Raw genomic sequence first — 24,222 nt, forward strand, 5'->3', positions numbered from 1 at the left:
TCACCGGAACTAAAGCTGCAACGTGCCGGTGGAGATACCCCAGACCGCAGCGATGGCGCCAATGCTGACGATGACTACCACGCACCACTCGAAAGCGTTGAACACGCGCTCCTTGTAGTACAAGCGCGTGCCGACATAGGGGATAAGGCCCGGGACTACGGCGAGGGCGCCGAGCAGGACGTAGACCGGGTCGGCAGCATAAATTAGCCACAGCGAGTAGACAAAGGCGACGATGCCAATCGCTAAGTGCTTGCGGTTCTCGCGAGCAGGAATCTCTGGTCCGGAAATGTCGAAGCGAACGCCGGCGTGCGGGTGGGTGAGTCCCTTGCCGCGGGAGGCGAGCAGGACCAGGTAGAGCGCGGAGAAGATGTAGGGCAGCAGGTACATGATGGTAGCCAGCTGCACCATGGCGTTATAAGAGGTCTCGTTCAGATAGAAGATGATGATGAAGACCTGGATGACCGAGGTGGAAATCAGCTGTGCGACCCAGGGAGCACCGGCGACGTTGATGGTGCCGATCTTGCGAGGGATAAGGCCATCGATAGCCATCATGACAATTGGCTCAGCACACAGCATCTGCCAGGAGACGTATGCGCCCAGCACGGACAGGCACAGACCAATCGAAATCAGCGCGCCACCCCACGGGCCGACGACCTCAGTCAGCACGGAAGCCATGGAGTTATCCGGCAGTGCGGCGAGTTCTTCCTGCGTTAGCACACCGAAAGACAGCGTGGACACCGAGACGAGCAGCGCCAGTACAGCGAAGAAGCCGATGACGGTGGCGCGGCCGACATCGGAACGCGTGCGCGCCTGCTTGGAATAGACCGAAGCGCCCTCGACACCAATAAAGACCCAGACGGTAAAGAGCATGATGCCCTGGATCTGCTCAAATAAGGAGGCATCGGAACGCTCGCCCCAGAAATCGAAGGTGAAACGGTCCCAACTAAAGCCAATAAAGGCAACCAGCACGATAAAGGCCAAGATCGGAACGATCTTGGCAATCACGGTGACCATGTTCATAAAGGCCGCTTGCTTGATGCCGCGGGCCAGTACAGCAAAGATGCCCCAGGACAACAGCGAGACGGCGATGGCGGAGATCCAGCGGTGGGATTCATCGAAAAGCGGCACGTAATGGCCGATGGTGTTGAAAAACAGCGTGGCATAGCCGACCTGCGCCATGACCGAACCCAGCCAATAACCCCAGCCGGAGGTAAAGCCAATGAAGTCACCCAGACCGGCACGCACATAGGAATACACACCCGAATCCAGGTGTGGTTTACGTTGGGCGAGAATCTGGAAGACGAAGGTCACCGACAGCATGCCCATACCGGCAATCAACCAGCCGATGAGCATGGCGCCGGGACCGGCGACAGAGGCAATATTCTGCGGTAGCGAGAAGATACCGGCGCCCACGGTCGAGCCAATGATTAGCGCGATGAGGGTCCACACGGTCACCGAGTGAGAACGCTGGGTGCTGGAGTTCATTCGCCTAAAATACCTTATACTTTTGGCTCATGACTATTTTGTTGCTGGATGAACGCTGGCCGACCCAAATTCCCCTGGAAGCAGTCGGCGCGGTGGAAGGCCCGGTGGAGTTCAGCAGTGAGGTGCCGGTGTCGGTGCGGTGGAACATCGATAAGCTGCTGCGCACTACCGACGGCGAAGGGCTGTGGGTGAGTATGGACCCACACGACCCGGAAACCCGCCGCCGGATGGAGCAGGGGGAGCGGGTGATTGAGGCGGCATCGCTAAGCGATGCAGTCTGGCAGGCCCAGCAAGTCATGCAGCGGGCGCGCCGGATTGGCCAGTGGGAGCGCGAGCAAACGCATGAAACGCTGTTGCCTTACCTGGAAGAAGAGGCCGCGGAGTTCGCCGAAGCCGTGCGCGAGGCCCCGGCGGAGATGTGCAAGGAGCTTGGCGATGTCTTCTTACAAGTACTCTTCCACGCCGAAATCGCCTCTACCTTCAGCTTGGATGACGTGGCGGCAAGCTTTGTGACAAAAATGCGCTCCCGCGCGCCGTACCTCTTTGATGGCACGGAAGACATCGTGGATGTCGACGAGCAGGAGCGCCTATGGGCAGAAGGGAAACGCTACGAAGACAGCGCCGGAGCGTAGTCGTTGAGCAGGGAGGACAGCTGAGCCAGGCCCGGGACGGTTGGATCCGGCTTGACCAGGTTGCAGGTCAGGGCGCGGTCAGCGGCGGTGCCGGAGTACTTGATGACTGCCAGGCCCAGCATGTCCAGGCGCGGGGTGCCATTGAGAGCCTGCAGGTTGCGGGCGAGCTGGTTGCGGGTGGTCTCCGGGCCGATGAGCTGGTTGCCGGTCGCACGGCCGACGGTGTCGAGGGTGGTCTTGAGCACGCGGCAGTCAGCGGTAGCAATGGCCTGGGAGGCAAGCTTGTCCAGGTCGCCGAGGGTCTGGGCGTTGGCGACAGGCGCGAGGATGAGGGATGCCGCAACGGCAGCAGAAGTGGCAAGGGTACGAAGACGCATGGCAGGTCCTTTGAAGAAGAAGTGATGATGTCCTTTTGCATCCTAAAGCAATTTGTGACGGATGGGAAGGAAATGTCATAACTTTTAGGTTTGGGTGCGTGCTGTAGGATGGTTCCTCATGACTCAAACGCAACGCAGTAGGGGTGGGTGCGGCTGCGCCGGAGCCCTGGTCATCGTGGTGATCGCGTCGTTGCTGATCTGGTCGCTGTCCTTTTTGGGAGATATCACTGCGCGTCGGGACTTAGGTCCGGTGCCCGATAACGTCCCGCCCCAGGCAGGCCAGGAAGTCGCACACATTGATGTGCACGCCCCGGGTCGTACCGCAGACAAGCTGACGTATTGGTCGCAGGATTTAAGTGAGCAAACCCGCATACCGGGCCAAGCTCTGCGCGCGTATGCGAATGCGGAGCTGATTGCTCGTGATGCCTGGCCGGAGTGCAACCTGCGCTGGAACACTTTGGCAGGGCTGGGCTGGGTGGAAACTCAGCATGGCACCTACAACGGCAACCGTTTGCGTCCGTCCAAGCTGAACGATGCCGGCTACCCCGAACCGGCCATCGTCGGCATCCCGCTTGATGGCACCAATAGCACTGCGCGGATTGAAGATACCGACAACGGTGAATTGGACGGCGATACTGAATTTGATCGCGCAGTCGGGCCGATGCAGTTTATCCCGAGCTCGTGGCAGCGCTACGGCCGGGATGCCAATGGCGACGGGCGCGCCGACCCTAATCAGATCGATGATGCTGCGCTGAGTGCGGCGCACCTGTTGTGTACCAATGGCGGCAACTTGGACGAAGCACAGGGCTGGATGCGGGCGATTTTCTCCTATAACCAATCGAACCAATACGTCCGCGATGTAGCCGATGCGGCGAACGCTTATGCGGTCGGTCAGCCTGCCTAGATCCAAATAGGGGTTGAGCACTCGCGCGCGCGGGTTTTCTGGAACAATTGGCTAGTGGAAGTCTGCGAGTCGGACTTAGATAACTACTAGCTCAACAGGAGTGAGAACAAGCATGGCTGACATCATCCACGCATTTGCCCGCGAGATCATGGACTCCCGTGGCAACCCGACCGTTGAGGCCGAGGTCTTCCTCGACGATGGTGCTCACGGTCTCGCCGGTGTTCCTTCCGGCGCATCGACTGGTGTGCACGAGGCCCACGAGCTGCGTGACGGTGGCGACCGCTACCAGGGCAAGGGCGTGCTCCAGGCCGTAGAGAACATCAACGAAGAGATCGCGGATGCACTCGCCGGTATCGAGGCCGATGACCAGCGCCTCATCGACCAGGCCATGATCAAGCTGGACGGCACCGACAACAAGTCCCGCCTGGGTGCTAACGCCATCCTGGGTGTGTCCATGGCAGTGGCTAAGGCTGCTGCTGAGTCCGCTGCACTGCCGCTGTACCGCTACATCGGTGGCCCGAACGCGCACGTGCTCCCGGTTCCGATGATGAACATCCTCAACGGTGGCGCACACGCTGACTCCGGCGTCGACGTCCAGGAGTTCATGATTGCTCCTATCGGTGCAGAGACCTTCTCCGAGGCACTGCGCCAGGGCGCTGAGGTCTACCACAACCTCAAGTCCGTCATTAAGGACAAGGGCCTGTCCACCGGCCTGGGCGACGAGGGCGGTTTCGCTCCTTCCGTTGACTCCACCAAGGCTGCCCTGGACCTTATCGTGGAAGCCATCAAGAAGGCTGGCTACGAGCCGGGCAAGGACATTGCACTGGCACTGGACGTTGCTTCCTCTGAGTTCTTCAAGGACGGCAAGTACCACTTCGAAGGTGGCGAGCACACCGCAGAAGAGATGTCCAAGGTCTATGAGGAGCTCATCGGCGAGTACCCGATCGTCTCCATCGAGGACCCGCTGCAGGAAGATGACTGGGATGGCTACGTCACCTTGACCGAGGCTATCGGCGACAAGGTGCAGCTGGTCGGCGATGACTTCTTCGTGACCAACCCTACCCGTCTGCAGGAGGGCATCGATAAGAAGGCTGCCAACGCTTTGCTGGTGAAGGTTAACCAGATCGGTACCCTGACCGAGACCTTCGACGCTGTCGACCTGGCTCACCGCAACGGCTACCGCACCATGATGTCCCACCGCTCCGGCGAGACCGAGGACACCACCATTGCTGACCTGGCAGTTGCTCTCAACTGTGGCCAGATCAAGACTGGTGCCCCGGCACGTTCTGAGCGCGTGGCCAAGTACAACCAGCTGCTGCGCATTGAGCAGGAGCTTGGCGATGCCGCCGTTTACGCCGGTCGCAGCGCCTTCCCACGCTTCCAGGGCTAATCGCTACTGAAGCATAAAAGTTCCCGGCCCCTGCGCGAGTGATCGCTGCGGGTGGCCGGGTTCTCGCTATGATGAGTACCCTATGGCGCGCAAGAAAAACACTTCCTTCCGGACCACCGTTCCGGTGGCTTCGCGTGCGACAAAAGGGACTTCTTCTGCCAAGCTGCGCAAGAAGCCACAAGTCGACATCGTAGGTATCGCGGTCATCGTCAGCGTCGTGTTGTTGGTGCTGCTGTTTATCGCCACTCCGCTGCGCAACTACTACCAAGGTCGCTCGGAGATTGCGTACCTCAATGAGTCGATTGCGGCGAAGGAAGCCGAAAAGGCACGCCTGTCGGAAGAAATTGAGCGCTACGAGTCGGATGAGTTCTTAGAACAAGAAGCCCGCCGTCGCTTTGGCCTTGTCGAAGAGGGCGAGATGGCCTACCGCATCCTGGATCCGCGCATGCAGGGCGGCACCACGACGACTACCGATAAGCATGCTGAGGAAGATTCCCGCAGCTGGGAAGAAGTCCTCTGGGAGTCTTTTGCTGAGCCGCCAGAAAATGACGCGGATACGCCGGACCCGGGCAACCTGCCGATTCAAGAAGACCCAGTAGAAGAGCAGCCAGACCCTTAAAACATAAGTGCGCGGGACATGGAATAATGCCAACCATGACCGTGAGTACTCAAGACCTCGAGACCGTCGCTAAGCAGCTCGGCCGTAAGCCCCGTGGCGTGTTAGAGATTGCCTACCGCACCCCGGATGAGCAGCCCGCCGTAATTAAGACCGCACCGAAGCTGGAAGACGGCACGCCTTTTCCCACCCTGTATTACCTCACCGACCCGCGCCTGACTGCTGAGGCTAGCCGCCTGGAGGTCGCCCACGTGATGAAGTGGATGGAAAAGCGCCTTGGCGAAGACGAGGAACTCGCCGCTGATTACCAGCGCGCCCACGAGTACTACCTAAACAAGCGCAACGCCATTGAGGATCTTGGCACCACCTTCTCCGGTGGCGGCATGCCGGAGCGTGTCAAGTGCCTGCATGTGCTGATTGCCTACGCGCTGGCCGAAGGCCCGGACCACTTCCGCCTCGGCACCGAAGCCGTCGCCATGGCTGCCGACCACGGCCGCCTGCGCGGCACCGCCATCCCGCAGGACTGGCCCACCGTCGAGGACCTGGGCATCGACCTCGCTGACTTCGATTTCTCCAACGCAGAATAGGGGAGAGGACTATGACTCGTGTTGCTGCCGTCGATTGCGGCACCAATTCCATCCGTTTGCTCATTAGCGACATCTCCGAAAAGGGCAAGATCAAAGACATCTCCCGCACCATGGAGATCGTCCGCCTCGGCGAAGGCGTCGACGCCACCGGCGAAATCTCCGAAGCCGCCCTGGCACGCACCCACGCCGCCTTGGAAGATTACGTCGGCCAAATGCGCTTTGAGGGTGTTACGCGCGTGCGCATGGTCGCTACCTCTGCCACCCGTGATGCGAAGAACCAACAGCAGTTCTTCAACATGACTGCCGAGCTCCTCGGCCAAATCCAGCCTGGTGCCCGCGCTGAGGTCATCTCCGGTGAAGAGGAAGCCAACCTCTCTTTCAAGGGTGCTGTCAGCGACCTGACGGAAGAAAAGTCCCCCTACTGCGTCATCGACTTGGGCGGCGGCTCGACTGAGTTCATTGTCGGCACCTCCGATGGCGACATCCTCGGCGCCTACTCCGCGCAGATGGGCTGCGTGCGCCTGACCGAACGCATCCTTCGTACCGACCCACCCACCGAGACAGAAATCGAAATCGCCCAAGACTATGTCGCGGACCGCATGGAGGAAGTCGAAAAGATCGTCCCGGTCTCCAAGGCCAAGACCTTCGTCGGCTGCGCTGGCACCTTCACCACGCTCTCCGCCCTGGCCCAGGGGTTGGAGCGTTACGATGCCGACGCCATCCACGGAACCCAACTGCGCTTCGACGCTCTGCGCGTACTCATCCGTGAGCTGGCAAAATCGCCTGCCGATGTCCGCGCCCTCAACCCGGTCATCCACCCGGGGCGCGCCGATGTCATTGGTGGTGGTTCCATTGCAGTCGAGGGCATCATGAACCTTGTTGAGCGCAACAGCAAAGCCGATTCCTTCATCATCAGTGAAAAGGACATCCTCGACGGCATCATCGCCGGTCTAGCTGCAGAAATGCGCTAAACCGACCCGTTGTGCCAACCACGACGCGCGTGACCTAAAATAGGAGAACGCGCTGGCCCCCATAGCCCAATCGGCAGAGGCAGTCGACTTAAAATCGATTCAGTGTGGGTTCGAGTCCCACTGGGGGCACCATAACTCCAGGTCAGAAGGTGGAAGATATAATTATTTTCCCAACTGTACCTTTAAATCGGCCATTTATTTGCTATTTATTAGGCGGCTTTGGGTGTTCTAGGCAGCCCTGATTGGTAGTTTTGTTCGATTCTTGACGACCGTGAGTGTGATGCCTTTGAGTGGCATTGCTAGCAGGTCGAAATCTCCCAACGCTCTGGATGGTTGGGGCTTGCATCTGTGTGCATTACAAAGACATAAATTCGCAATTCTTGGCAACGTTTAGAAGGAATTTTGGCAATCTAGACAAATTTCTTCGCAGATGGGGAACTAGTTGGAGATGTGTACCGTTGTGTAGAAAGAAGAGATAATTCTCCCCTACAAGCGAAAGGATTGGGATCTACGTGCGTTCGAGTAATCCCGTAATGACATCCCTGACTAGCGAACAGCAGCAGGGTGGTCAGGGTGGTTACGCCTCCGCTGACTACAACAACCCTTTTGGTCAGCAGCAGACCCCACAGAATGAGCGACCAATGACCGTTGACGATGTGGTCACCAAGACCGGCATCGTCCTGGCCGTGATTATTGCTGGTGCCGTAATCAACTTCGGTATCGGCGCATTCGTTAACACAGGCCTTGCTATGGGCCTCACCTTGGTCGGTGCCATCGGTGGCCTTATCACCGTATTAGTCTCCACTTTCGGCCGTAAGTTTGGTTCCGCCCCTGTAACGCTGACCTACGCTGCCTTTGAGGGCCTGTTCGTCGGTGGCTTCTCCTTCCTCTTCGCTGGCATGAGCATTGCCGGTGGCAATGGCATGGCAATCATTGGCCAGGCAATCATTGGCACTGTCGGTGTCTTCATCGGTATGCTGCTCGTCTACAAGACCGGCGCCGTTAAGGTCACCCCGAAGTTCAACAAGATCATGTTTGGCCTTATCGCTGGTGTGGCTGTCATGGCTCTGGGTAACCTGCTGCTGGCTATCTTCACCGGTTCTAGCCCGCTTCGCGATGGCGGCACCATCGCCATCGTGTTCTCCCTGGTCTGCATCGTTCTGGCTGCTCTGTCCTTCATGACAGACTTTGACGAGGCTGACCGCATGATCCGCGCTGGCGCTCCGGCTAAGTACTCCTGGGGTATCGCCCTGGGTCTGGCTGTTACCCTGGTCTGGCTCTACACCGAGATCCTGCGTCTGCTGTCTTACTTCCAAGACCGCTAAGGCCTAATAGCTCCAAAGTCCCTGCCGATTCGGCAGGGACTTTTTTATGCGCCAGCACTCTGTGACGGTAAACACTTTCTAAACTTTTCGTGTCCACAAAACAACGCTCGTATGGCCGACGTATAAACAGTGTAACCAGACGTTTTCGCTGCTCACTTTGGTGAATTCTTACATTCTTGTAATTCAGGGGTGGCAATGGGGGTAATAATTCGGCGATTGTGGACATGTACACCAATTAAAGGTCTACTCGCACACACATTCCCCGTCCAGCCAATGAGCAGGAAATTTTTACCTAATTCTCGTAATCCAATTCACCCTTTGGTGTTTGTTGAGCGACGGTTGCCTTCCGAGGGTCAATTCGTCTCGTCGCGACAAAGTGTGCTGGGTCATGCATGATTGTGCCCAGGACGTTCGGAACACGACGTCGGGACGGGCAACCGCCTCGGGGTCCCCGCCAGAGCGCGAGAGCGTAACTGGAGTCCGGAGGTCCTTGCTCATTGGATTGTTTCTATCGAGGGGATGCTATGCAACGGCTGGGATTCGCAGCGCTGCTGACGGCTACGTTCGCAGTAGTGGGCTGTAGTGCGGAAGCCGGTGTGCGGAACGCGTCGGAGGAGGCGTCGCTGGAACAACGCGACGGCGAGGGGGCCTCTGATGGTACTAGTGCCACCGGTAGCCAGGGTGAGGCAGCGAATCCCGACGGGGGAGTCGTAGACGGTCATCCCGGGGGACTCGAAGACGACAATTCCAATGAGCAAAACGACGCCGGTGGCGGGGCTTCGGGGGGCCTCGCCACCGCAAGCGACGAGGGCTACGGCGTCCTTCCACCGCTCGGCCCCTTCGACCCAACTGCTCCAGACTTTGAACTCTTCGACCCTTGCACAGAAATCCCGCAAGAGGTGTTCGATGAACTTAATCTCGAGAGAGTTGAAGAAGGCCTGGACCTTGAAAGTGTAAAGAACTGTACTTTCAGTATGACTGATGGGCCTTTTGTGATGGGATTGTCCGGTCTGGCAGTAGACCTCGAAACTGTAGCTGCGCAGGCTATCGGAGACCGTATCATTTTGGACGACGCGGTCACTCCGCACTCCATGTTTCATCAAATTGACCCTGAAAAGGGATTTCATTGCGCGATGCATACAGAGACTTCGCGAGGAACTTTAATGCTTTCGATTGGTAGCTTTAGCGAGAAAATTGAAGGTGCGGCTGTCTGTTTGATGGCCGATAAATATATGCAAGATCTTGTTTAGAATTGTCTTACGGGGGAAGAATGAAGATTAGTACTGAATCCATGGCTACGTCCTCTCTGAGGTTGTTGAGCACAGCCTTTATTAGCGGGGTAGTGGCTGAAGGGGTGACTTCGCCAATTGACCAAAGCTTTTCAAGTGTTTCTGGAATCGATGCGGTCGGAGGAATTTTTGAGCGCACACTCACCTCTGATGTTGGTTCCGCAAAAAATTCGCTTCGAGAATTTGGTCAGCAAGTTGAATGGCTCGGTGACACGCTTCGCTCTGAATTCAAGGCATTTTTTAACCAGGAGTCTTCAAATAGTCATGCACTAGATATTGCGGATGCCGGTGGAGCAGTAGGGCATGAAAATATGCCTATTGTTAATCAACCACAGCCAGGCTACAGCCACTTTTCCTTTGTGCCCCCGAGTGTAAGCGTTGGGCCGAGTTTGCCTGCTCTCGTAAACAATTTGTCATTTACAAAGCATGCAAGTCTAAAGAGTACTCGTGAAGAGTGGAATAAGCTTGGGGAGCACGTTGGGAACATCGTGCAAAGTCTTGACGAGATTGCGGACGCTCTATCCCATCAAAATGAAGCGGAAGCTATTTCGAGGGCTATCAGTAAGATTCAGGAAGTTGCTGGCTCGGGCCGACAGTTTATGGCTAACGCAGACAAGATGGCTTTAAAGGCAACTGTATTTCAAGAGAGTCTGATTGATGCCACACTCGATGGAATGATGTATCAGTTCAAGGTTAATGCTATTCCTGATCCTGCTGCGAAGAAGCTGGCTGAGCAGGCGGCGTTGCAGACGTTGCAGGCGAAGTTGCAGGCGTTGGCGTTGGCGGCGGTGCCGGACCAGCATCCGTTGATGGAGCCGAAGGCTGCTACTGGTGGTGGCAGTATCGATGCTGGTCTGGGTGATGTCGCTGGTGATGGTACGCGGTGTTCGACTGAGTCGGTGGTGTGGCCGAAGGCAATTACTGAGGCTATGGCTAATGGCACTGTGGGGCCAGGTTCGTTTGAGGTGGCTGATGGTCAGATTCAGGCGGTAGCTGGTGTGGACCCGGAGGCGGTGCAGCAGTTGCGAGAAACTGCGCATCGGGAAGGTACTCGGGCGCTGCGTGAGATGGGCTTTGGAGATGTGCTGCCCATGGATGCAGGAAGTTTGGCAACGCAGCAGGCGGCGACACCGTCGATGGCGAGTGCGGGTACTGGTTTCGGTACGGCTACTCCGATGGGCGCTGGTGCTTCTGGTGTTGGTGCGGGTCCGGCGGGTGCCGCTGCGGTGAGTGGTGGTGCGGTGCCAGGTGGTCAGACGGGCATGGGTGGCTTTGCTCCGGTTGGTGCGGCTGTTGGTGGTTCGGGAAGTAACCGCTTGGCAGCGGGAATCCGTGGAGGTTCTTTTGGTGCGGCACCTGGTGGGGTAGCGGCACGGTTGAATCCGGGTGGAGCTGGTGCTGGTTATGGCGGTGCAGGTGCTGGCGCAGGTAATGGTGCGGCATCGCCGAGGGCTATTGGAGGCCCGGGTGCGGGGGCATCGTCAGGTGCGGCTGGTGCGGCTGGTCAGTCTGGTGGACAGGCAGCCCGTGGTGGGGGTGCGATGCGCGGTATGGTGCCGATGATGGCGGGCCCGCGCGGTAATGACAAGAAGGAGACCTTGGTCAAGATGGTGACCACGAAGGTCGAGCGCGACCCGAATCGCCGGGACTTGTTAGGCGAGGCACCGGCGGTGGTGCCAGGTGTTATTGGTGATTGGGTGCGTGACCAAAAACCTGACTAGGAAGTGGACTTAATCCACGATCGGCAAAGGCCCGGGGATGAACCCGGGCCTTCATGCTGTCATGAGAAGTTACTGCTGACCAGGAGCGTCAGCGATGCCGTCAGTGGCGCGGACCTCAGGGTCGATTGCCTCGGTCGGGGTTACCTCGAGGATCTGCGGCTCGCCAGCTTCGTTGGTGGCGGCGCCGGTGTCCTGGCTCTCGGCGTTCTCGGCAACAGCCGGAGCGGTGCCGGTGAAGGTGGACGCGTTGTCGACCTTCTCAGCGTTGGAGTCCTGCTCGTTCGGCGGGTGGCAGGCGGCCAGGGTCAGGCCGGCGGCGAATACGAGGCTAGCGGTGGCAAAGCGAGGGAACTTCTTCATGAGATTTCTTTCTCCAGAAAGTGGATATAGAACTGCGGGGTTTAAGACTGGCGCGGAGTAGCTGCCTTAGCTGAATCATACGGCGCGGCGGACTCGATCGTCACCGAAATGGTCTTGCCATTTGGAGCGGTGTACTCACGGGTCTCACCTTCCTGGGCACCCAGGATGGCAGCGCCCAGCGGGGACTGCTCAGAGTAGGTCTCCAGATCCTTGTTATCGGAGGCAGCAGCGCGGGTACCGATAAGGAAGGTTTCCTTGTCCTCAGAATCGCCGTTGTAGTAGACGTGCACGACCGAACCGATGTGAGCAACGCCTTCCTGGACGGTGCTGCGCTCGGTGGTGGCGTTGGCGAGAACCTCAGAAATCTGCTTGATGCGGGCCTCTTCCTGGTCCTGCATCTCACGTGCGGCGTCGTAGCCGGCGTTCTCCTTGAGGTCGCCCTCTTCGCGGCGCTCGTTAATTTCGGCAGCAACGACCGGGCGGTGGTCGATCAGAGCCTGCAACTCGGCTTCGAGCTTTGCCTTGGTTTCCGGCGTGATGTATTGCTTCTGCTCAGCCATTCTGCAACCTTCCGTGTGGGCGTTAAGATTTATTCGGGTGGAATATGGCACCCCTTCTAAGCGACCCAATACTAGCACAACGGACTAATTGGATTCTGCATAGTCAGGGTTATCTACATCCAGATAAGGGGGGATTTCGCCCGAGCAACCGTAGACACCGCCAGCGACGGCACGGTGGTTGGTGGGAACGTCGACGGCGACGCGGAAGGTGTCGCGGCCATCGGCAGGCACTGCAAACTCACGGCGGCCGACCTCAGCCTTGGCGTAGTCGTAGGCCTGGACGATGCAGTAGGCGGCCTCATCTGGGCGGTTGCGGGTGACGTCGGTCCAGATGCGCAGGGTTTCATCGTCACGCACTTCATGGGTGACATAGGTGATCTGCGCGTTGACTTCGTTGCGGTCCCGGAAGAACTGGAAGGCGTAGATGACAGCCGCTGCCACGACCGCAATGAGGATGATCACCAGGGCACGGCTGGCCACAGTCGAGGATTTCGCAGGGGCAGAGGAGCCATAACGTGCTCCCGAGCGAGGTGAAGCAGACATGCTCGTAAGCTTAGCCGACTGCGGTGCTAAACCCACGATCGCATATGATGGGTGGCTGTTCGAGAAATCTAGAAAGGGAGGCGGATGAGACAGTGAGCGGTTTGCGACTGTTAGCAATCCATGCGCACCCGGACGATGAGTCCTCTAAGGGTGCGGCCACGACCGCGAAGTATGCAGCGGAAGGAAACGTGGTTTCTGTCCTCACCTGTACCGGCGGCGAGCGCGGCGATATTTTGAACCCCGCGATGGATCGTCCTGGTGTCAAAGAAAATATGGTCAACGTGCGTCGTGAGGAAATGGCAGAGGCTGCCGCGGCACTCGGTGTGCATCACCTGTGGCTCGGCCACGTGGATTCCGGTTTGCCGGATAATCCAGACAACCTGCCGATGCATGAGCTGCTGCCGGAAGGCTGCTTCGCGCTGATGCCTGACGATGAAGTCGCCCAGGAATACGTCAAGGTCATTCGTGAGCTGCGTCCGCACGTCATCGTTACTTATGACGAAAATGGTGGCTACCCGCACCCGGACCACCTGATGGTGCACCGCGCGTCGATGATTGCGTGGGAAAAGGCAGGCGACCCGAACTACCACCCGGAGCTCGGCGAGGCCTGGGAGCCGCTGAAGCTGTACTACAGCCACGGCTTTGTCTACCAGCGCATGAAGATCTTCCACGACCTGTTGGAAAAGGAAGGCAAGACCAGCCCGTATGCGCCGATGATGGCGCGCTGGGATACCACTTTCGGCGACATCATGGAGCGTGTGACCACCCAGGTGGAGTGCGCGGACTACTTCTCCAATCGCGAAAAAGCCCTGCGTGCGCACGCTACTCAGATCGATCCGGCCGGTGCATTCCTGGCCACCTCCGTAGAAGATCAGCAGAAGTATTGGCCGACTGAAGAGTTCGAGTTGGCCCGTACACGCGTGTCCACGGCGCTGCCAGAAACAGATCTATTTGCAGGAATCGAGAAAGTAGAGCAATCTTAGGACTATGAGCTCATTTGATTCGCTAGCCGATGTCTATTTCTTGGCCCAGGCTGCAACCGATGGCCCGATGGGCCCGGAGTTCGGTAAGGCTTCGCCCATTGGTCTGCTGATCCTGGTGTTGATGCTGGTCGCAGTGTTGATGGCGGGCTGGAATTTCCACCGTCGTTACTCGCGCTTCCGTCGTCGCACCATGTTCGCTGAAGACCACGGCATCGATCCCTTCGATGACGAGGCCATCGATAAGGCGATGAAGGAAGCCGGCATCTACGATCGCCGCAAGCGCTCTGTCTTCTAGAGCAATTAGTTTAGTAGAGATAAACTAGTAGCCGTGAGTTTCCTTCCGCAGTTGCTATACCCGGCCTATGAGGCGCGTTTGCTGCGCTCATTGAAGGGTAAGCCCCAGCCCAAGCACGTCGCCATCATGGCAGACGGCAATCGACGCTGGGCGCGGGAGGCTGGTTTCACCGATATCAGCCACGGGCATCGTCAGGGTGCCAAGAAAATCGGGGAGATGATCTCCTGGTGCGCAGACACTGACATTGAGGTCGTCACCATCTACTTGCTGTCCACGGAAAACCTTAAGCGGGACCAGCAGGAAGTTCAGCTGCTCTTCGACATCATCTCCGATGTCGTCACGCATCTGTCCCAGGGGGATTTAGGCTGCCAGGTGCGTCTGGTGGGGCATTTGAATCTGTTGCCGGAAAAGATCCGGGACAAGATGCAGCGCGCCACCGAAAAGACTGCGGAGAACAACGGCGTTATCGTCAATGTCGCAGTCGGCTATGGCGGCCGCCAGGAAATCGTGGATGCAGTCCAAGAACTCATCCGCGCCGAAGCAGCCCAGGGCACCACTGCCGATGAAATGGCAGAACACGTCAATGCCCAGGCCATTACTGAGCACCTCTACACCAAGGGCCTGCCCGATCCGGATTTGGTGATTCGCACCTCCGGCGAGCAGCGTCTCTCCGGCTTCTTGCTGTGGCAGGCAGCGTATTCGGAAATCTGGTTCACCGATACCTACTGGCCAGCCTTCCGCAAGATTGATTTCCTGCGCGCGCTGCGTGACTATTCCCAGCGCTCCCGCCGCTTTGGCAAGTAGGCTTTAAGCCATGGCCACCATTGTTTATGACTCCTTTTATGGGTCGACCCGGCAGTATGCGGACGCTTTGGCAGTGCTTATCGATGCCACCGTAGTCCCCCTCGCAGAAGCCAACGGCGAAGAACTCATCGCAGCCGGCGAACCAGTGATCGTGTTATCCCCGGTGCATGGGCCGCAGATTCGGGGTGCGGAATTCGTCGCAAAGCATCGCTGGGGCAAGACCCCCGTCGCAGTAGCAGCGGTGGGCATGACCCTGCTGGATGAGGCGCGACAAAAGGACCAGCTTGCCCGCATCGTCGGCGAGAATATTCCGCGCTTTTACCTGCCTGGCAGGCTGAATTATTCGCAGTTAAGCCAGTCGCATCGCACGGTCATGCGCACCATCGTCACCGCCCTGCGACTCAAGCCGCTCAAGAGCGCGAATGAAAAAGCCATGGTCAAAGGCTATGACAAAGACATCGATCGAGTGGACATCGATGAACTCAAGCCGCTGGTGAAGTGGGCGCGTTCTTAAAGCTTGCGCATGCGCACGCGCTCGACCAAGTGGTGTGAGCCCTTGCGCAGCACCAGCGAGGCGCGCACACGGGTCGGCAAGATGTTTTCGACCAGGTTAGGCAAGTTAATCGACTGCCAGATTTCACGTGCTTGCTCAAAGGCTTGCTGGTCTTCCATGTCGGCGTAGTGCGCGAAGTGGGCGCCGGGTTCGCGGAAGGCGGTGTGGCGCAGTTGCAGGAAGCGGTCGATGTACCAGCTTTCGATGTCATCGACGCGCGCATCGACGTAGACGGAGAAATCAAACAGATCCGAAATCATCAGCGTCGGGCCAGTCTGCAGTACGTTGAGACCTTCCAAGATGAGGATGTCCGGGCGGTTTACCATCTGGTGCTCATCGGGAAGAATGTCGTAGGTGATGTGCGAATACACCGGGGCTTTGACCTGTTCCTTGCCGGATTTTACGTCCGTGACAAAGCGCATGAGCTTGCGGCGGTCATAGGATTCCGGAAAGCCCTTGCGTTCCATCAGGCCGCGCTCTTTAAGGACCCGGGTGGGGTAGAGGAAGCCATCGGTAGTAACCAGGTCCACCTTCGGGTGCGAATCCCAGCGCTGGAGCAGTACCTGCAGCAAACGCGCCGTCGTCGACTTGCCCACCGCCACCGAGCCGGCCACGCCAATGACGAAAGGAACGCGCGCAGGCGGGTTGCCCAAGAACTGTTCTGTGGCCGTCGTCAGCTTCTGGCGTGCCTCCACTTGGAGGTGAATAAGACGCGAAAGGGGGAGGTAGACCTCCGCCACTTCGTTCAAATCGATGCGATCGCCAAGACCTGAAAGCTGCTCAACTTCGGACTCAGTAAGCACCTGCGGCATGGATTTACGCAGCTCACGCCAGGTATCACGAGAGAAGTCAAGGTAGGGGCTGGAATCAGGAGTACGCGCCATGCCTACTATTGTCGCACCTTGCTGCATGGAAGTTGGGTAATGGCCCCCACAAGGAAAATGGCTCCGTTATTATTGGTAGCGCTACCAATTTCCAATCGAGAAGGGAAATCTCGCTTCATGACTGCTGCGAATAATGAAGTTTTGAACAAGGAGCTCCGTGAGCTCGATCCGGATGTATTTGAGGCCATCGGCGGCGAGATTTCCCGCCAGCGCGACACTCTGGAGATGATTGCTTCTGAGAACTTTGTTCCGCGCGCCGTACTGCAGGCACAGGGTTCTGTCCTGACCAACAAGTACGCCGAGGGCTACCCGGGCCGCCGTTACTACGGTGGCTGCGAAAACGTCGATGTCGTCGAAAATCTCGCCCGTGACCGCGCCAAGGAGCTCTTCGGCGCAGAGTACGTCAACGTCCAGCCGCACTCTGGTGCGCAGGCCAACGCCGCTGTGCTGGCTGCACTCGCTGAGCCGGGCGACAAGATTCTCGGCCTCTCCCTTGCTCACGGTGGCCACCTCACCCATGGCATGAAGCTGAACTTCTCCGGCAAGCTTTACGATGTCGCCGCCTACGAAGTCGACCCAGAAACCCTGCGCGTCGACATGGACAAGCTGCGCGAGCAGGCCATCGCAGAAAAGCCGAAGGTCATCATCGCCGGCTGGTCCGCGTACCCGCGCACCTTGGACTTCGCGAAGTTCCGCGAGATCGCCGATGAGGTCGGCGCATACCTGTGGGTCGATATGGCTCACTTCGCAGGTCTGGTTGCTGCTGGTCTGCACCCGTCCCCGGTCCCGCACGCTGACGTGGTTTCCACCACCGTCCACAAGACCCTGGGTGGTCCGCGTTCTGGCATGATCCTGGCGAAGCAGGATTTGGCTAAGAAGCTCAACTCCAATGTCTTCCCAGGCCAGCAGGGTGGCCCGCTGATGCACGTCATTGCTGCCAAGGCTATCGCTATGAAGCTGGCTGCCACCCCTGAGTTCAAGGAGCGTCAGGAGCGCACCCTGGAAGGTGCAAAGATTCTGGCTGAGCGTCTCATGCAGGACGACACCAAGGCCGCTGGCGTTGACGTGCTCACCGGCGGCACCGACGTTCACCTGGTCCTGGTTGACCTGCGCAACTCCGACCTGGATGGTCAGCAGGCTGAGGACCTCCTCCACGAGGTTGGTATCACCGTCAACCGCAACGCCGTGCCGAACGACCCACGCCCGCCGATGGTTACCTCCGGCCTACGCATCGGTACCCCGGCCCTGGCTACCCGCGGCCTGGACACCGAGGCTTTCACCGAGGTTGCCGACATCATCGGTACCGCCCTGGCACAGGGCAAGGACGCAGACGTCTCTGCTCTGCGTGCTCGCGTGGAGAAGATCGCTAAGCAGTTCCCGCTCTACGAGGGCCTGGAAGACTGGAAGCTGGTCTAATAAACGGTGCGCTTGCTTGTCGTAGATAACCACGACTCGTTTACTTTTAACCTCGTGGACTACGTCCAGCGAGTGCTCGGTTCCCGCCCAGACGTACTTCCCAACAATGCTTCGGTGAGCGACTGGGCGGATTATGATGCCGTCATCATCTCGCCGGGCCCAGGTACCCCGCATAATCCGGAGGACCTGGGCCTTTCGGCTGCCGCGCTGCAGCTTTACGATGGCCCCATCCTCGGCGTCTGCCTAGGCATGCAAGCCATGGTCGTCGATGTTGGTGGCACCGTCGCTGCGGCCCCTCGGCCCGTCCACGGCGAAAAGGCGGTGATCACCCACCGCGGAACCGATCTCTTCGCCGGACTGGATAACCCCTTAGATGTCGTGCGCTATCACTCTCTGATCGCAACCGACATCCCGGAGGACTACCAGGTCACCGCCACTGTCGCGAACCTGCCGATGGCCATCGCCCATCGCAGCCTGCCGCGCTGGGGCGTGCAATTCCACCCGGAATCGCTGTTGAGTTCCAGCGGCGTTGAGCTCATCTCCAACTTCATCCAGCTAGCCCGCCGCCACTATGCGCAGAAGTATTACAGCCTGCGCACCCTCGACGGCGCCCTCGATCCAGCGGAGGTCGCCTCCGGCTTTGATGGCCAGGTCTTCTGGTTGGATAACGGCGCCTTCAGCATCCTTGGCGACGACTCCGCACCCGGCTCGCGGCACCTTATCTGCCAGGACGCAACAGAGAAGGAAGACTTCTACACTGAACTGGCCCAACCGCGCTTGCCGGATCGCGTCGGCCCGCCGATTCCCGGTTGCGACTTCGCTTTAGGCTGGGTCGGCTACCTCGGCTACGAGATGGCCGACATCGCCGGTCCCGCGCGTCACCGCGCCCCTGGCCCTGATGCCGAACTCATCTACGCCACCCGCGCGGTAGTCATTGACCACGCCCGCAATCAGACCCACTTGCTGAGTTTCGCGGGTGATGAGGAGTGGGACATCGTGAAGCGTGCGCCGAAGCCAGCAGGGAAGTGGCAGCCCGAACTGAACCTGGTGCACGACCGAGAGGACTACCTCGATCTGATTGACAAGGCCCAGGCAAAGATGCGTGCAGGTGAGTCCTATGAGGTGTGTCTGACCAACCGCATCGAGATGGCCCCAGTGCCGACCCCGCTGGAGACCTTCATCGAACTGCGGGCGGCGAACCCCAGCCCGCGTGCGGGATACCTGGGCTTTGCTGTACAACAGTTACTCTCGACAACCCCAGAGCTTTTCCTGCGGGTGGACAGCAACGGCGTGGTTCATTCCCGCCCCATCAAGGGAACCCGCCCGCGCGGTGCGAACCGAGTCGAGGACGCCCAGCTGCGCACCGAACTCGAAGGACCAAAAGAACGCGCCGAACTCCTCATGGTCGTCGACATGGTGCGCAATGACTTATCGCGTGTCTGCGATAGCGTGCGCGCCGGGTCTTTTGGCGTCGAATCCTATGCCACTGTCCACCAGCTGATGTGTGAAATTTCTGGACATCTATCCGTCGGCCGGGGACCGGCCGACGCCATTCGCGCGGCCTTCCCGGGTGGGTCGATGACCGGTGCGCCAAAGGTGCGAACGTGTGAGATCATCGCCGACCTCGAAGACACCTGGCGTGGCGTGTATTCGGGCGCTTTCGGATTCATCTCACCCGTAGGCACGGCAGATCTGTCGATGGTCATCCGCAGCATCGTCAATACGCCTGAGCAGGCTACCTACGGTATGGGCGGTGCCGTGCTTGCCATTTCTGACCCGGTTGCCGAGTGGGAGGAAACCTTGGTAAAGACCAGGCCGTTGACGGAGTATCTCGGCTATGGACTTTAGTTCTTTCCTCGTCCGCGACGGACGCGCGATTCGGCCTGACCTCCACCGGAAACGTCTCGGCGGAATTCCGGATCTGTCTGACATTCCCAAGGCAGGGCAGTGGTTCCCCAAACTCACTGCAGACTCGGTGGAGCTGCGTCCCGCGCCGCCACTGCGTACTTCGACGGTGTTGTGGATTCCAGAAGACCCGGATCCACGCCGGCATCCTCTGCGTAAAGGGCCTGATACGGCGGTGCTTGCGCGCTTACGCTCGCAAGCACGAGACGAAGGCGCTGATGACGCGGTCTTGCATGCCGATGGCTATGTCCGCGAAGCCGCTAATGCAGCGCTGGTCTTTTTCGACGAGTCTGGTCCGGTGCAGGCACCGGAATCAGAGGTATTGGCCTCGACGACCGTGCAGGGCACGGTGGAGGCCGGACTCATGCCGACGCCGCGTCGGAGGAATATCACCCTTGAGGAAGCGTTCACGCTGCCTGCGTTGGCGGCGAGTGCGCTGCACGGATGGACGCCGGTTCACGCCTGGGCGGTGCAGGGGCGGGGGATTAAGGCGGCATCGTTAAGCATTGATGCAGCGGGACTCAACGCCGCGCTGTGGGCCCAGGCTGAGAGGATTTAGTCCTCAGATTCTGGTTCGGTGGTGCCGCGCTGCTCAGCAAGAGCGGTGCGGGCCTTGCGCAGCCATTCTGGCTGGTCGGCGAGTAGTTCCTTGATTTCCGCAGTGGTGAGCGGCTTATCCAGGTCGTTCTTTTTGAGTGCGGTTACCGAAATGCCTAGCTTTTGCGCGACAACGGGACGCGGGTGGGGGCCTTCGCGGCGCAGCTTCGCGAGCCACTCAGGTGGGTTGTCCTGCAGGTCGCGCAGCTGCGCGTGGGTCACGGCGGATTCTTGGAACTCTGCAGGCGCAGCAGGCAGGTAGATGCCGAGCTTCTTAGCGGCGGTCTGCGCGCGCATTGCGGTGCCGGAGGGTTGCAAATTCTGATCAGTCACGTTGCCACCCTAGCACCTTCAGTAGGATTAGCTGCATGCTTAGACTTGCCTTCGCCACCGGCACAGAGCCCGGCAAATGGTTCCGCCGCTACCGGGAGAACACCGCGCACGGGCTAGAAACCATCGATGCTGACGATGCTTTCGCCACCCTGCTGGAGGGCAACGCTGACCTGGCATTGGCGCGCGTGCCTGTCGATGGCGGCGACCCCCGCGCCGACGACAACTTCCATCGGGTGCGCCTCTACGAAGAAGCCCCCGGCGTGGCCGTGCCGAAAGATTCCATCTTCGCGGAGGTCGGCGAGGACGTCGAGGCCTCCGACTTGGCAGATGAACACGTGAACTACCGGCTTGGCGATGGCGCCATGGTCAACATCCCCGACATCCGCACCAGCCTGCAGGTCGTCGGTGCCAACGTCGGCATCGTCATTGCCCCGCGTCCACTGCTGAAGGTCTTGAGCAAAAAGCAGGTCGTGCCGCTGGGGCTCAACGACCCGACGGTGCCACTGACCGAGATTGTGTTGCTGTGGCGCAAGGATGATGATTGCGATGCGATTCAGGATTTTGTCGGTATCGCCAAGGGGCGCACCGCGAATTCTTCCCGCCAGCAAACCCCAAAGAAGAAGACCAAAAAGAAACCTGAGAAGAGAGCTACATCACGTAAAAACAAGTCGTTACCGAAAAGTAAGAAAGGCTCTCACCGGGGTAAACGGCGTCGTTAAGCGCTGAAACTACTCTACGGCAGGGCCAGGTGGTGGCAGGGTTCTCAACTGCGTGGCTAGCGTAGATCTTATTGCGCTTTAAGGATTAAGCGCCCAACGCACAACCAATTAGAGGAGTTAGAACCTATGAAGAAGATGTCCCGTCGCATTGTTGGTGGCTTTGCCGCAGCATCTCTGTCCCTGGCACTGGTTGCCTGCAGCGAGGCAGAAGATGCCGCTGATTCCGCAGGCGATGTTGCTGCTTCTGCTACCGATGCCGCAGCCGGCGCCGTCGATGATGGCGACGCTGTAGACGACGGCGAGTCCGTGGACGGTGCGGGCGCTGCCGACGATCAGGTCAACGACGAAGACGCTGATGCCGACGCAGATGCCGACGGTGCCGAGATGGCCACCGTTGCTACCGCCGATGGCGAGGCTGAGGTTCCGGCAGAGTTCGCTTCCGCTATTGAGGATAAGACCGGCGAGTGGGGCGAGGTCCAGAACATCGAAGAGGGCGACAACGGCTCTGTTGCTACCTTCGTAAACGGCGACCTGCTGGTTTACTCCGAGGATCACGGTGCACAGCCGGTCGTCGGCAAGATTGCTGAGACCTGGCAGAACGAAGGCGGCCTGGACGCTGAGGTTGGCCTGCCGACCGCCGCTGAGCAAGACGCTACCGAGGGCACCGGCTGGACCCAGGACTTCACCGACGGCACCATCTCCTGGCTGCAGGATGACTCCGGTGAGTTCTCCGCTGAGATTGCCTAATAGTTAACGCTTTAGTCTGCGCGTCTTGACGCGCACCCCGGTGTTGCTCCCATGTTGCTGGAGTGACACCGGGGTTTAAGGTTTTCCGAAAGTTCATCTTCCACCCATGTAATTTCTACCTTGGACGCATACGTTGAGTGGTAGCTGGCACGACCGGCTCGGGCCAGCAGTAATTGAATAGCCCACTAGTTGTTCGAATCTCCAAGGGAGACATTGCCACTATGACCAGCTCGGCTACCCTGCACGATATGCCCACCGAATCTTCGACGAAGACGAAAACTTACGTCGTAGATACCTCCGTATTGCTGTCCGACCCGTGGGCACTGCGCAAATTCGCAGAACACGAGGTCATCCTTCCACTCGTTGTTATCTCGGAGTTGGAAGGAAAACGTCATCACCCAGAGCTTGGCTGGTTCGCCCGCCAGGCTCTTCGTCTTTTAGAGGAGCTGCGCTCTAACTTCGATGGCTTGGACCATGCAGTGCCGGTCAATCAGGCAGGCGGTACGTTGCGGGTGGAGCTCAATCATCAGGACCAGTCGCTGCTGCCTGCGTCTTTCCGCGGCGAGTCCGGCGATCATCGCATTTTGGCCTGTGCGCTCAACCTGGCCCACGAGGGCAAGGACACTGTTCTGGTGACCAAGGACGTGCCGCTGCGCGTGAAGGCCGGCGCGGTTGGCCTGGCCGCAGATGAGTACCACGCCCAGGATGTTGTGTCGACTGGGTACAGCGGTATGGCGACGGTCCATGTGCTGCCTGAGGTCATCGATAAGCTTTATGCAGAAGGCGACGTGCTTATCGACGATGCCTACACCACCAACGATGAACCCGTAAGCGAACTGCCCGTCAACTGCGGTGTCACGCTGCAGGCAGGCACCCAGTCGGCGCTGGGGCGCATTACTTCCGATGGCGCTGTGGCGCTCGTGCCTGGCGATGTCAACGCCTTCGGCCTCCAGGGCCGCTCCGCTGAACAGCGCATCGCTTTGGACCTGCTTGCCGATAACAACATTGGCATCGTTTCGTTGGGCGGCCGTGCCGGTACTGGTAAGTCAGCTTTGGCGTTGTGCTCGGGTCTGGAGGCAGTCCTGGAACGCGGCGAGCACCGTCGCATCGTGGTCTTCCGCCCGATGTATGCCGTTGGTGGCCAGTCCCTGGGGTATCTGCCTGGTACTGAGGCAGAGAAGATGAACCCCTGGGCACAAGCCGTCTTCGACACGTTAGAGGGCCTGGTCTCGGACAACGTCATGGAAGAAGTCTTAGACCGCGAGCTCATCGAAGTCCTGCCACTTACCCATATTCGTGGTCGCTCGCTGCATGACTCCTTTGTCATTGTCGATGAAGCGCAGTCGCTGGAGCGCAACGTGCTGCTTACTGTCCTATCGCGCCTGGGCCGCGGCTCGCGGGTGGTGCTGACTCACGACGTTGCCCAGCGCGACAACCTGCGTGTGGGGCGCCATGATGGTGTGCAGGCGGTCATCGAAAAGCTTAAGGGGCATGATTTATTTGCTCATGTCACCTTGCAGCGCTCTGAGCGTTCTGCCATTGCGGAGCTGGTCACAGACATTCTGGAAAGCGACAACATTTAAAGATCCTAAGAACCTGGATGTTCTTGTGGCCATATCGGTGCGCGGACGGGATAATAGTTGCCATGACAGAGAAGAACTCGAAGAAGGGTTTTGTAATCCGCCCATTCCGGAACGCGGATTACCCTCAACTGCGTAAGATCTACGAGGTTGGTCTCAACACCGGTCACGCGACCTATGAGACTCGTGCGCTGACACTGGAGCAGTTCACTAACTCGAAGATCATGTCCTCGGTATTTGTTGCCGTCGAAGAAGACGACGACAACAAGGTGCTGGGTTGGGTATCTGCAGCGCCGATTTCCTCGCGCTCAGTGTTCCACGGTGTGGTGGAAGATTCCATCTACATCGACCCGGATGCACAGGGCCGCGGCATTGCGGGCGCGCTGATGGATAAGCTCATTGAGGTGTGCCAGGACCTGCATAAGTGGGCTATCCACGCCTGGATTTTCCCGGAGAACGAAGGTTCGGCCAAGCTGCACATCTCCCGCGGTTTCGAAAAGGTGGGCACCTACTCCCACTTGGCAAAGATGACCTACGGCGAAATGGCTGGCGAGTGGCGCGATACAGACGTCTACGAAAAGCTGCTGCCAAAGCCGGAGCGTCGCACCAAGGAATAGTACAACTTACACAGCACAAAGGGCCTTCT

General features: G+C 58.8%; 27 protein-coding genes and 1 tRNA gene. 21 read left to right on the top strand and 7 right to left on the bottom strand.

The window, feature by feature from the left end; all coding sequences use genetic code 11:
- Positions 1-9 precede the first annotated feature (9 nt).
- Positions 10-1,485: an amino acid permease gene (locus UL81_RS04140; protein ID WP_046453289.1), complete on the bottom strand. Its 1,476-nt coding sequence runs from the start codon at positions 1,483-1,485 to the stop codon at positions 10-12.
- 29 nt (positions 1,486-1,514) lie between these two features.
- Here UL81_RS04140 and UL81_RS04145 point away from each other — a divergent pair, with 29 nt between their 5' ends.
- Positions 1,515-2,117 carry a MazG nucleotide pyrophosphohydrolase domain-containing protein gene (locus UL81_RS04145; protein WP_035105804.1) on the top strand — a complete coding sequence of 201 codons (603 nt, stop codon included), beginning with the start codon at positions 1,515-1,517 and terminating at the stop codon, positions 2,115-2,117.
- Here the strand turns inward: UL81_RS04145 and UL81_RS04150 are convergent.
- On the bottom strand, positions 2,093-2,494 hold the full coding sequence (locus UL81_RS04150) for a hypothetical protein (protein ID WP_035105802.1): 402 nt from the start codon (positions 2,492-2,494) through the stop codon (positions 2,093-2,095). The genes UL81_RS04145 and UL81_RS04150 overlap by 25 nt on opposite strands.
- A gap of 118 nt (positions 2,495-2,612) precedes the next feature.
- On the opposite strand from UL81_RS04150, the gene UL81_RS04155 reads away from it, so the two are divergent.
- The 9 genes from UL81_RS04155 to UL81_RS11790 all read left to right on the top strand — a co-directional run bounded on the left by UL81_RS04155 (position 2,613) and on the right by UL81_RS11790 (position 11,297).
- Positions 2,613-3,398 carry a lytic transglycosylase domain-containing protein gene (locus tag UL81_RS04155; protein WP_035105800.1) on the top strand — a complete coding sequence of 262 codons (786 nt, stop codon included), beginning with the start codon at positions 2,613-2,615 and terminating at the stop codon, positions 3,396-3,398.
- Positions 3,399-3,510: 112 nt separating this feature from the next.
- Positions 3,511-4,788, top strand: a complete 1,278-nt coding sequence (gene eno, locus UL81_RS04160) for a phosphopyruvate hydratase (protein ID WP_035105798.1) — start codon at positions 3,511-3,513, stop codon at positions 4,786-4,788.
- Positions 4,789-4,870: 82 nt separating this feature from the next.
- On the top strand, positions 4,871-5,407 hold the full coding sequence (locus UL81_RS04165) for a septum formation initiator family protein (RefSeq protein ID WP_035105796.1): 537 nt from the start codon (positions 4,871-4,873) through the stop codon (positions 5,405-5,407).
- 35 nt (positions 5,408-5,442) lie between these two features.
- On the top strand, positions 5,443-5,991 hold the full coding sequence (locus UL81_RS04170; protein ID WP_035105795.1) for a DUF501 domain-containing protein: 549 nt from the start codon (positions 5,443-5,445) through the stop codon (positions 5,989-5,991).
- An 11-nt stretch (positions 5,992-6,002) separates the two neighbouring features.
- A complete protein-coding gene (locus tag UL81_RS04175; protein ID WP_035105793.1) occupies positions 6,003-6,962 on the top strand; it encodes a Ppx/GppA phosphatase family protein in 960 nt (319 codons plus the stop codon).
- A gap of 55 nt (positions 6,963-7,017) precedes the next feature.
- Positions 7,018-7,094, top strand: a tRNA-Leu gene (locus tag UL81_RS04180).
- A 380-nt stretch (positions 7,095-7,474) separates the two neighbouring features.
- Positions 7,475-8,287 carry a Bax inhibitor-1/YccA family protein gene (locus tag UL81_RS04185; RefSeq protein WP_035105791.1) on the top strand — a complete coding sequence of 271 codons (813 nt, stop codon included), beginning with the start codon at positions 7,475-7,477 and terminating at the stop codon, positions 8,285-8,287.
- 524 nt (positions 8,288-8,811) lie between these two features.
- Positions 8,812-9,537, top strand: a complete 726-nt coding sequence (locus UL81_RS04190; RefSeq protein WP_046453290.1) for a hypothetical protein — start codon at positions 8,812-8,814, stop codon at positions 9,535-9,537.
- Positions 9,538-10,193: 656 nt separating this feature from the next.
- On the top strand, positions 10,194-11,297 hold the full coding sequence (locus tag UL81_RS11790; protein ID WP_158407904.1) for a hypothetical protein: 1,104 nt from the start codon (positions 10,194-10,196) through the stop codon (positions 11,295-11,297).
- Between the two features lie 69 nt (positions 11,298-11,366).
- On the opposite strand, the gene UL81_RS04200 is transcribed toward UL81_RS11790, so the two are convergent.
- From UL81_RS04200 to UL81_RS04210, 3 genes are all read right to left on the bottom strand, one after another.
- The gene (locus UL81_RS04200; protein WP_035105788.1) at positions 11,367-11,657 is read right to left on the bottom strand and encodes a hypothetical protein; all 291 of its coding nucleotides are present in this window, start codon (positions 11,655-11,657) and stop codon (positions 11,367-11,369) included.
- A 41-nt stretch (positions 11,658-11,698) separates the two neighbouring features.
- The gene (greA, locus tag UL81_RS04205) at positions 11,699-12,217 is read right to left on the bottom strand and encodes a transcription elongation factor GreA (protein WP_035105785.1); all 519 of its coding nucleotides are present in this window, start codon (positions 12,215-12,217) and stop codon (positions 11,699-11,701) included.
- An 84-nt stretch (positions 12,218-12,301) separates the two neighbouring features.
- Positions 12,302-12,760, bottom strand: a complete 459-nt coding sequence (locus UL81_RS04210) for a DUF4307 domain-containing protein (protein ID WP_046453292.1) — start codon at positions 12,758-12,760, stop codon at positions 12,302-12,304.
- A gap of 92 nt (positions 12,761-12,852) precedes the next feature.
- Between UL81_RS04210 and mca the strand changes: the two genes are divergently transcribed.
- Genes mca through UL81_RS04230 form a run of 4 tightly spaced genes read left to right on the top strand, consistent with a single transcriptional unit; the run spans position 12,853 to position 15,356 of the window.
- The gene (mca, locus tag UL81_RS04215) at positions 12,853-13,743 is read left to right on the top strand and encodes a mycothiol conjugate amidase Mca (RefSeq protein ID WP_046453293.1); all 891 of its coding nucleotides are present in this window, start codon (positions 12,853-12,855) and stop codon (positions 13,741-13,743) included.
- Between the two features lie 4 nt (positions 13,744-13,747).
- Positions 13,748-14,038: a hypothetical protein gene (locus UL81_RS04220; RefSeq protein ID WP_035105784.1), complete on the top strand. Its 291-nt coding sequence runs from the start codon at positions 13,748-13,750 to the stop codon at positions 14,036-14,038.
- A 33-nt stretch (positions 14,039-14,071) separates the two neighbouring features.
- Positions 14,072-14,842: an isoprenyl transferase gene (locus tag UL81_RS04225; RefSeq protein ID WP_046453294.1), complete on the top strand. Its 771-nt coding sequence runs from the start codon at positions 14,072-14,074 to the stop codon at positions 14,840-14,842.
- A gap of 10 nt (positions 14,843-14,852) precedes the next feature.
- Positions 14,853-15,356, top strand: a complete 504-nt coding sequence (locus UL81_RS04230; RefSeq protein WP_035105782.1) for a flavodoxin domain-containing protein — start codon at positions 14,853-14,855, stop codon at positions 15,354-15,356.
- Here the strand turns inward: UL81_RS04230 and coaA are convergent.
- On the bottom strand, positions 15,353-16,279 hold the full coding sequence (gene coaA / locus UL81_RS04235; protein ID WP_035105780.1) for a type I pantothenate kinase: 927 nt from the start codon (positions 16,277-16,279) through the stop codon (positions 15,353-15,355). The two genes, UL81_RS04230 and coaA, sit on opposite strands and share 4 nt — an antisense overlap.
- A gap of 117 nt (positions 16,280-16,396) precedes the next feature.
- Between coaA and glyA the strand changes: the two genes are divergently transcribed.
- Genes glyA through UL81_RS04250 form a run of 3 tightly spaced genes read left to right on the top strand, consistent with a single transcriptional unit; the run spans position 16,397 to position 20,159 of the window.
- Positions 16,397-17,695: a serine hydroxymethyltransferase gene (gene glyA, locus UL81_RS04240; RefSeq protein ID WP_035105779.1), complete on the top strand. Its 1,299-nt coding sequence runs from the start codon at positions 16,397-16,399 to the stop codon at positions 17,693-17,695.
- A 12-nt stretch (positions 17,696-17,707) separates the two neighbouring features.
- Positions 17,708-19,543 carry a chorismate-binding protein gene (locus UL81_RS04245; RefSeq protein WP_158407905.1) on the top strand — a complete coding sequence of 612 codons (1,836 nt, stop codon included), beginning with the start codon at positions 17,708-17,710 and terminating at the stop codon, positions 19,541-19,543.
- A complete protein-coding gene (locus UL81_RS04250; protein ID WP_052097741.1) occupies positions 19,533-20,159 on the top strand; it encodes an aminotransferase class IV in 627 nt (208 codons plus the stop codon). The genes UL81_RS04245 and UL81_RS04250 overlap by 11 nt, the downstream gene beginning before the upstream one ends.
- Here the strand turns inward: UL81_RS04250 and UL81_RS04255 are convergent.
- On the bottom strand, positions 20,156-20,494 hold the full coding sequence (locus UL81_RS04255; RefSeq protein WP_046453660.1) for a DUF5997 family protein: 339 nt from the start codon (positions 20,492-20,494) through the stop codon (positions 20,156-20,158). The genes UL81_RS04250 and UL81_RS04255 overlap by 4 nt on opposite strands.
- A 71-nt stretch (positions 20,495-20,565) precedes the next feature.
- Between UL81_RS04255 and UL81_RS04260 the strand changes: the two genes are divergently transcribed.
- From UL81_RS04260 to UL81_RS04275, 4 genes are all read left to right on the top strand, one after another.
- A complete protein-coding gene (locus tag UL81_RS04260; RefSeq protein WP_035105775.1) occupies positions 20,566-21,249 on the top strand; it encodes a LysR family transcriptional regulator substrate-binding protein in 684 nt (227 codons plus the stop codon).
- A gap of 126 nt (positions 21,250-21,375) precedes the next feature.
- On the top strand, positions 21,376-21,996 hold the full coding sequence (locus UL81_RS04265) for an LGFP repeat-containing protein (RefSeq protein WP_046453297.1): 621 nt from the start codon (positions 21,376-21,378) through the stop codon (positions 21,994-21,996).
- A 221-nt stretch (positions 21,997-22,217) separates the two neighbouring features.
- Positions 22,218-23,579: a PhoH family protein gene (locus UL81_RS04270; protein WP_046453298.1), complete on the top strand. Its 1,362-nt coding sequence runs from the start codon at positions 22,218-22,220 to the stop codon at positions 23,577-23,579.
- A 62-nt stretch (positions 23,580-23,641) separates the two neighbouring features.
- A complete protein-coding gene (locus tag UL81_RS04275) occupies positions 23,642-24,193 on the top strand; it encodes a GNAT family N-acetyltransferase (protein ID WP_046453299.1) in 552 nt (183 codons plus the stop codon).
- Positions 24,194-24,222: the final 29 nt, after the last annotated feature.

The sequence above is a fragment of the Corynebacterium camporealensis genome, assembly GCF_000980815.1.
GTDB classification, from domain to species: Bacteria; Actinomycetota; Actinomycetes; order Mycobacteriales; family Mycobacteriaceae; genus Corynebacterium; species Corynebacterium camporealense.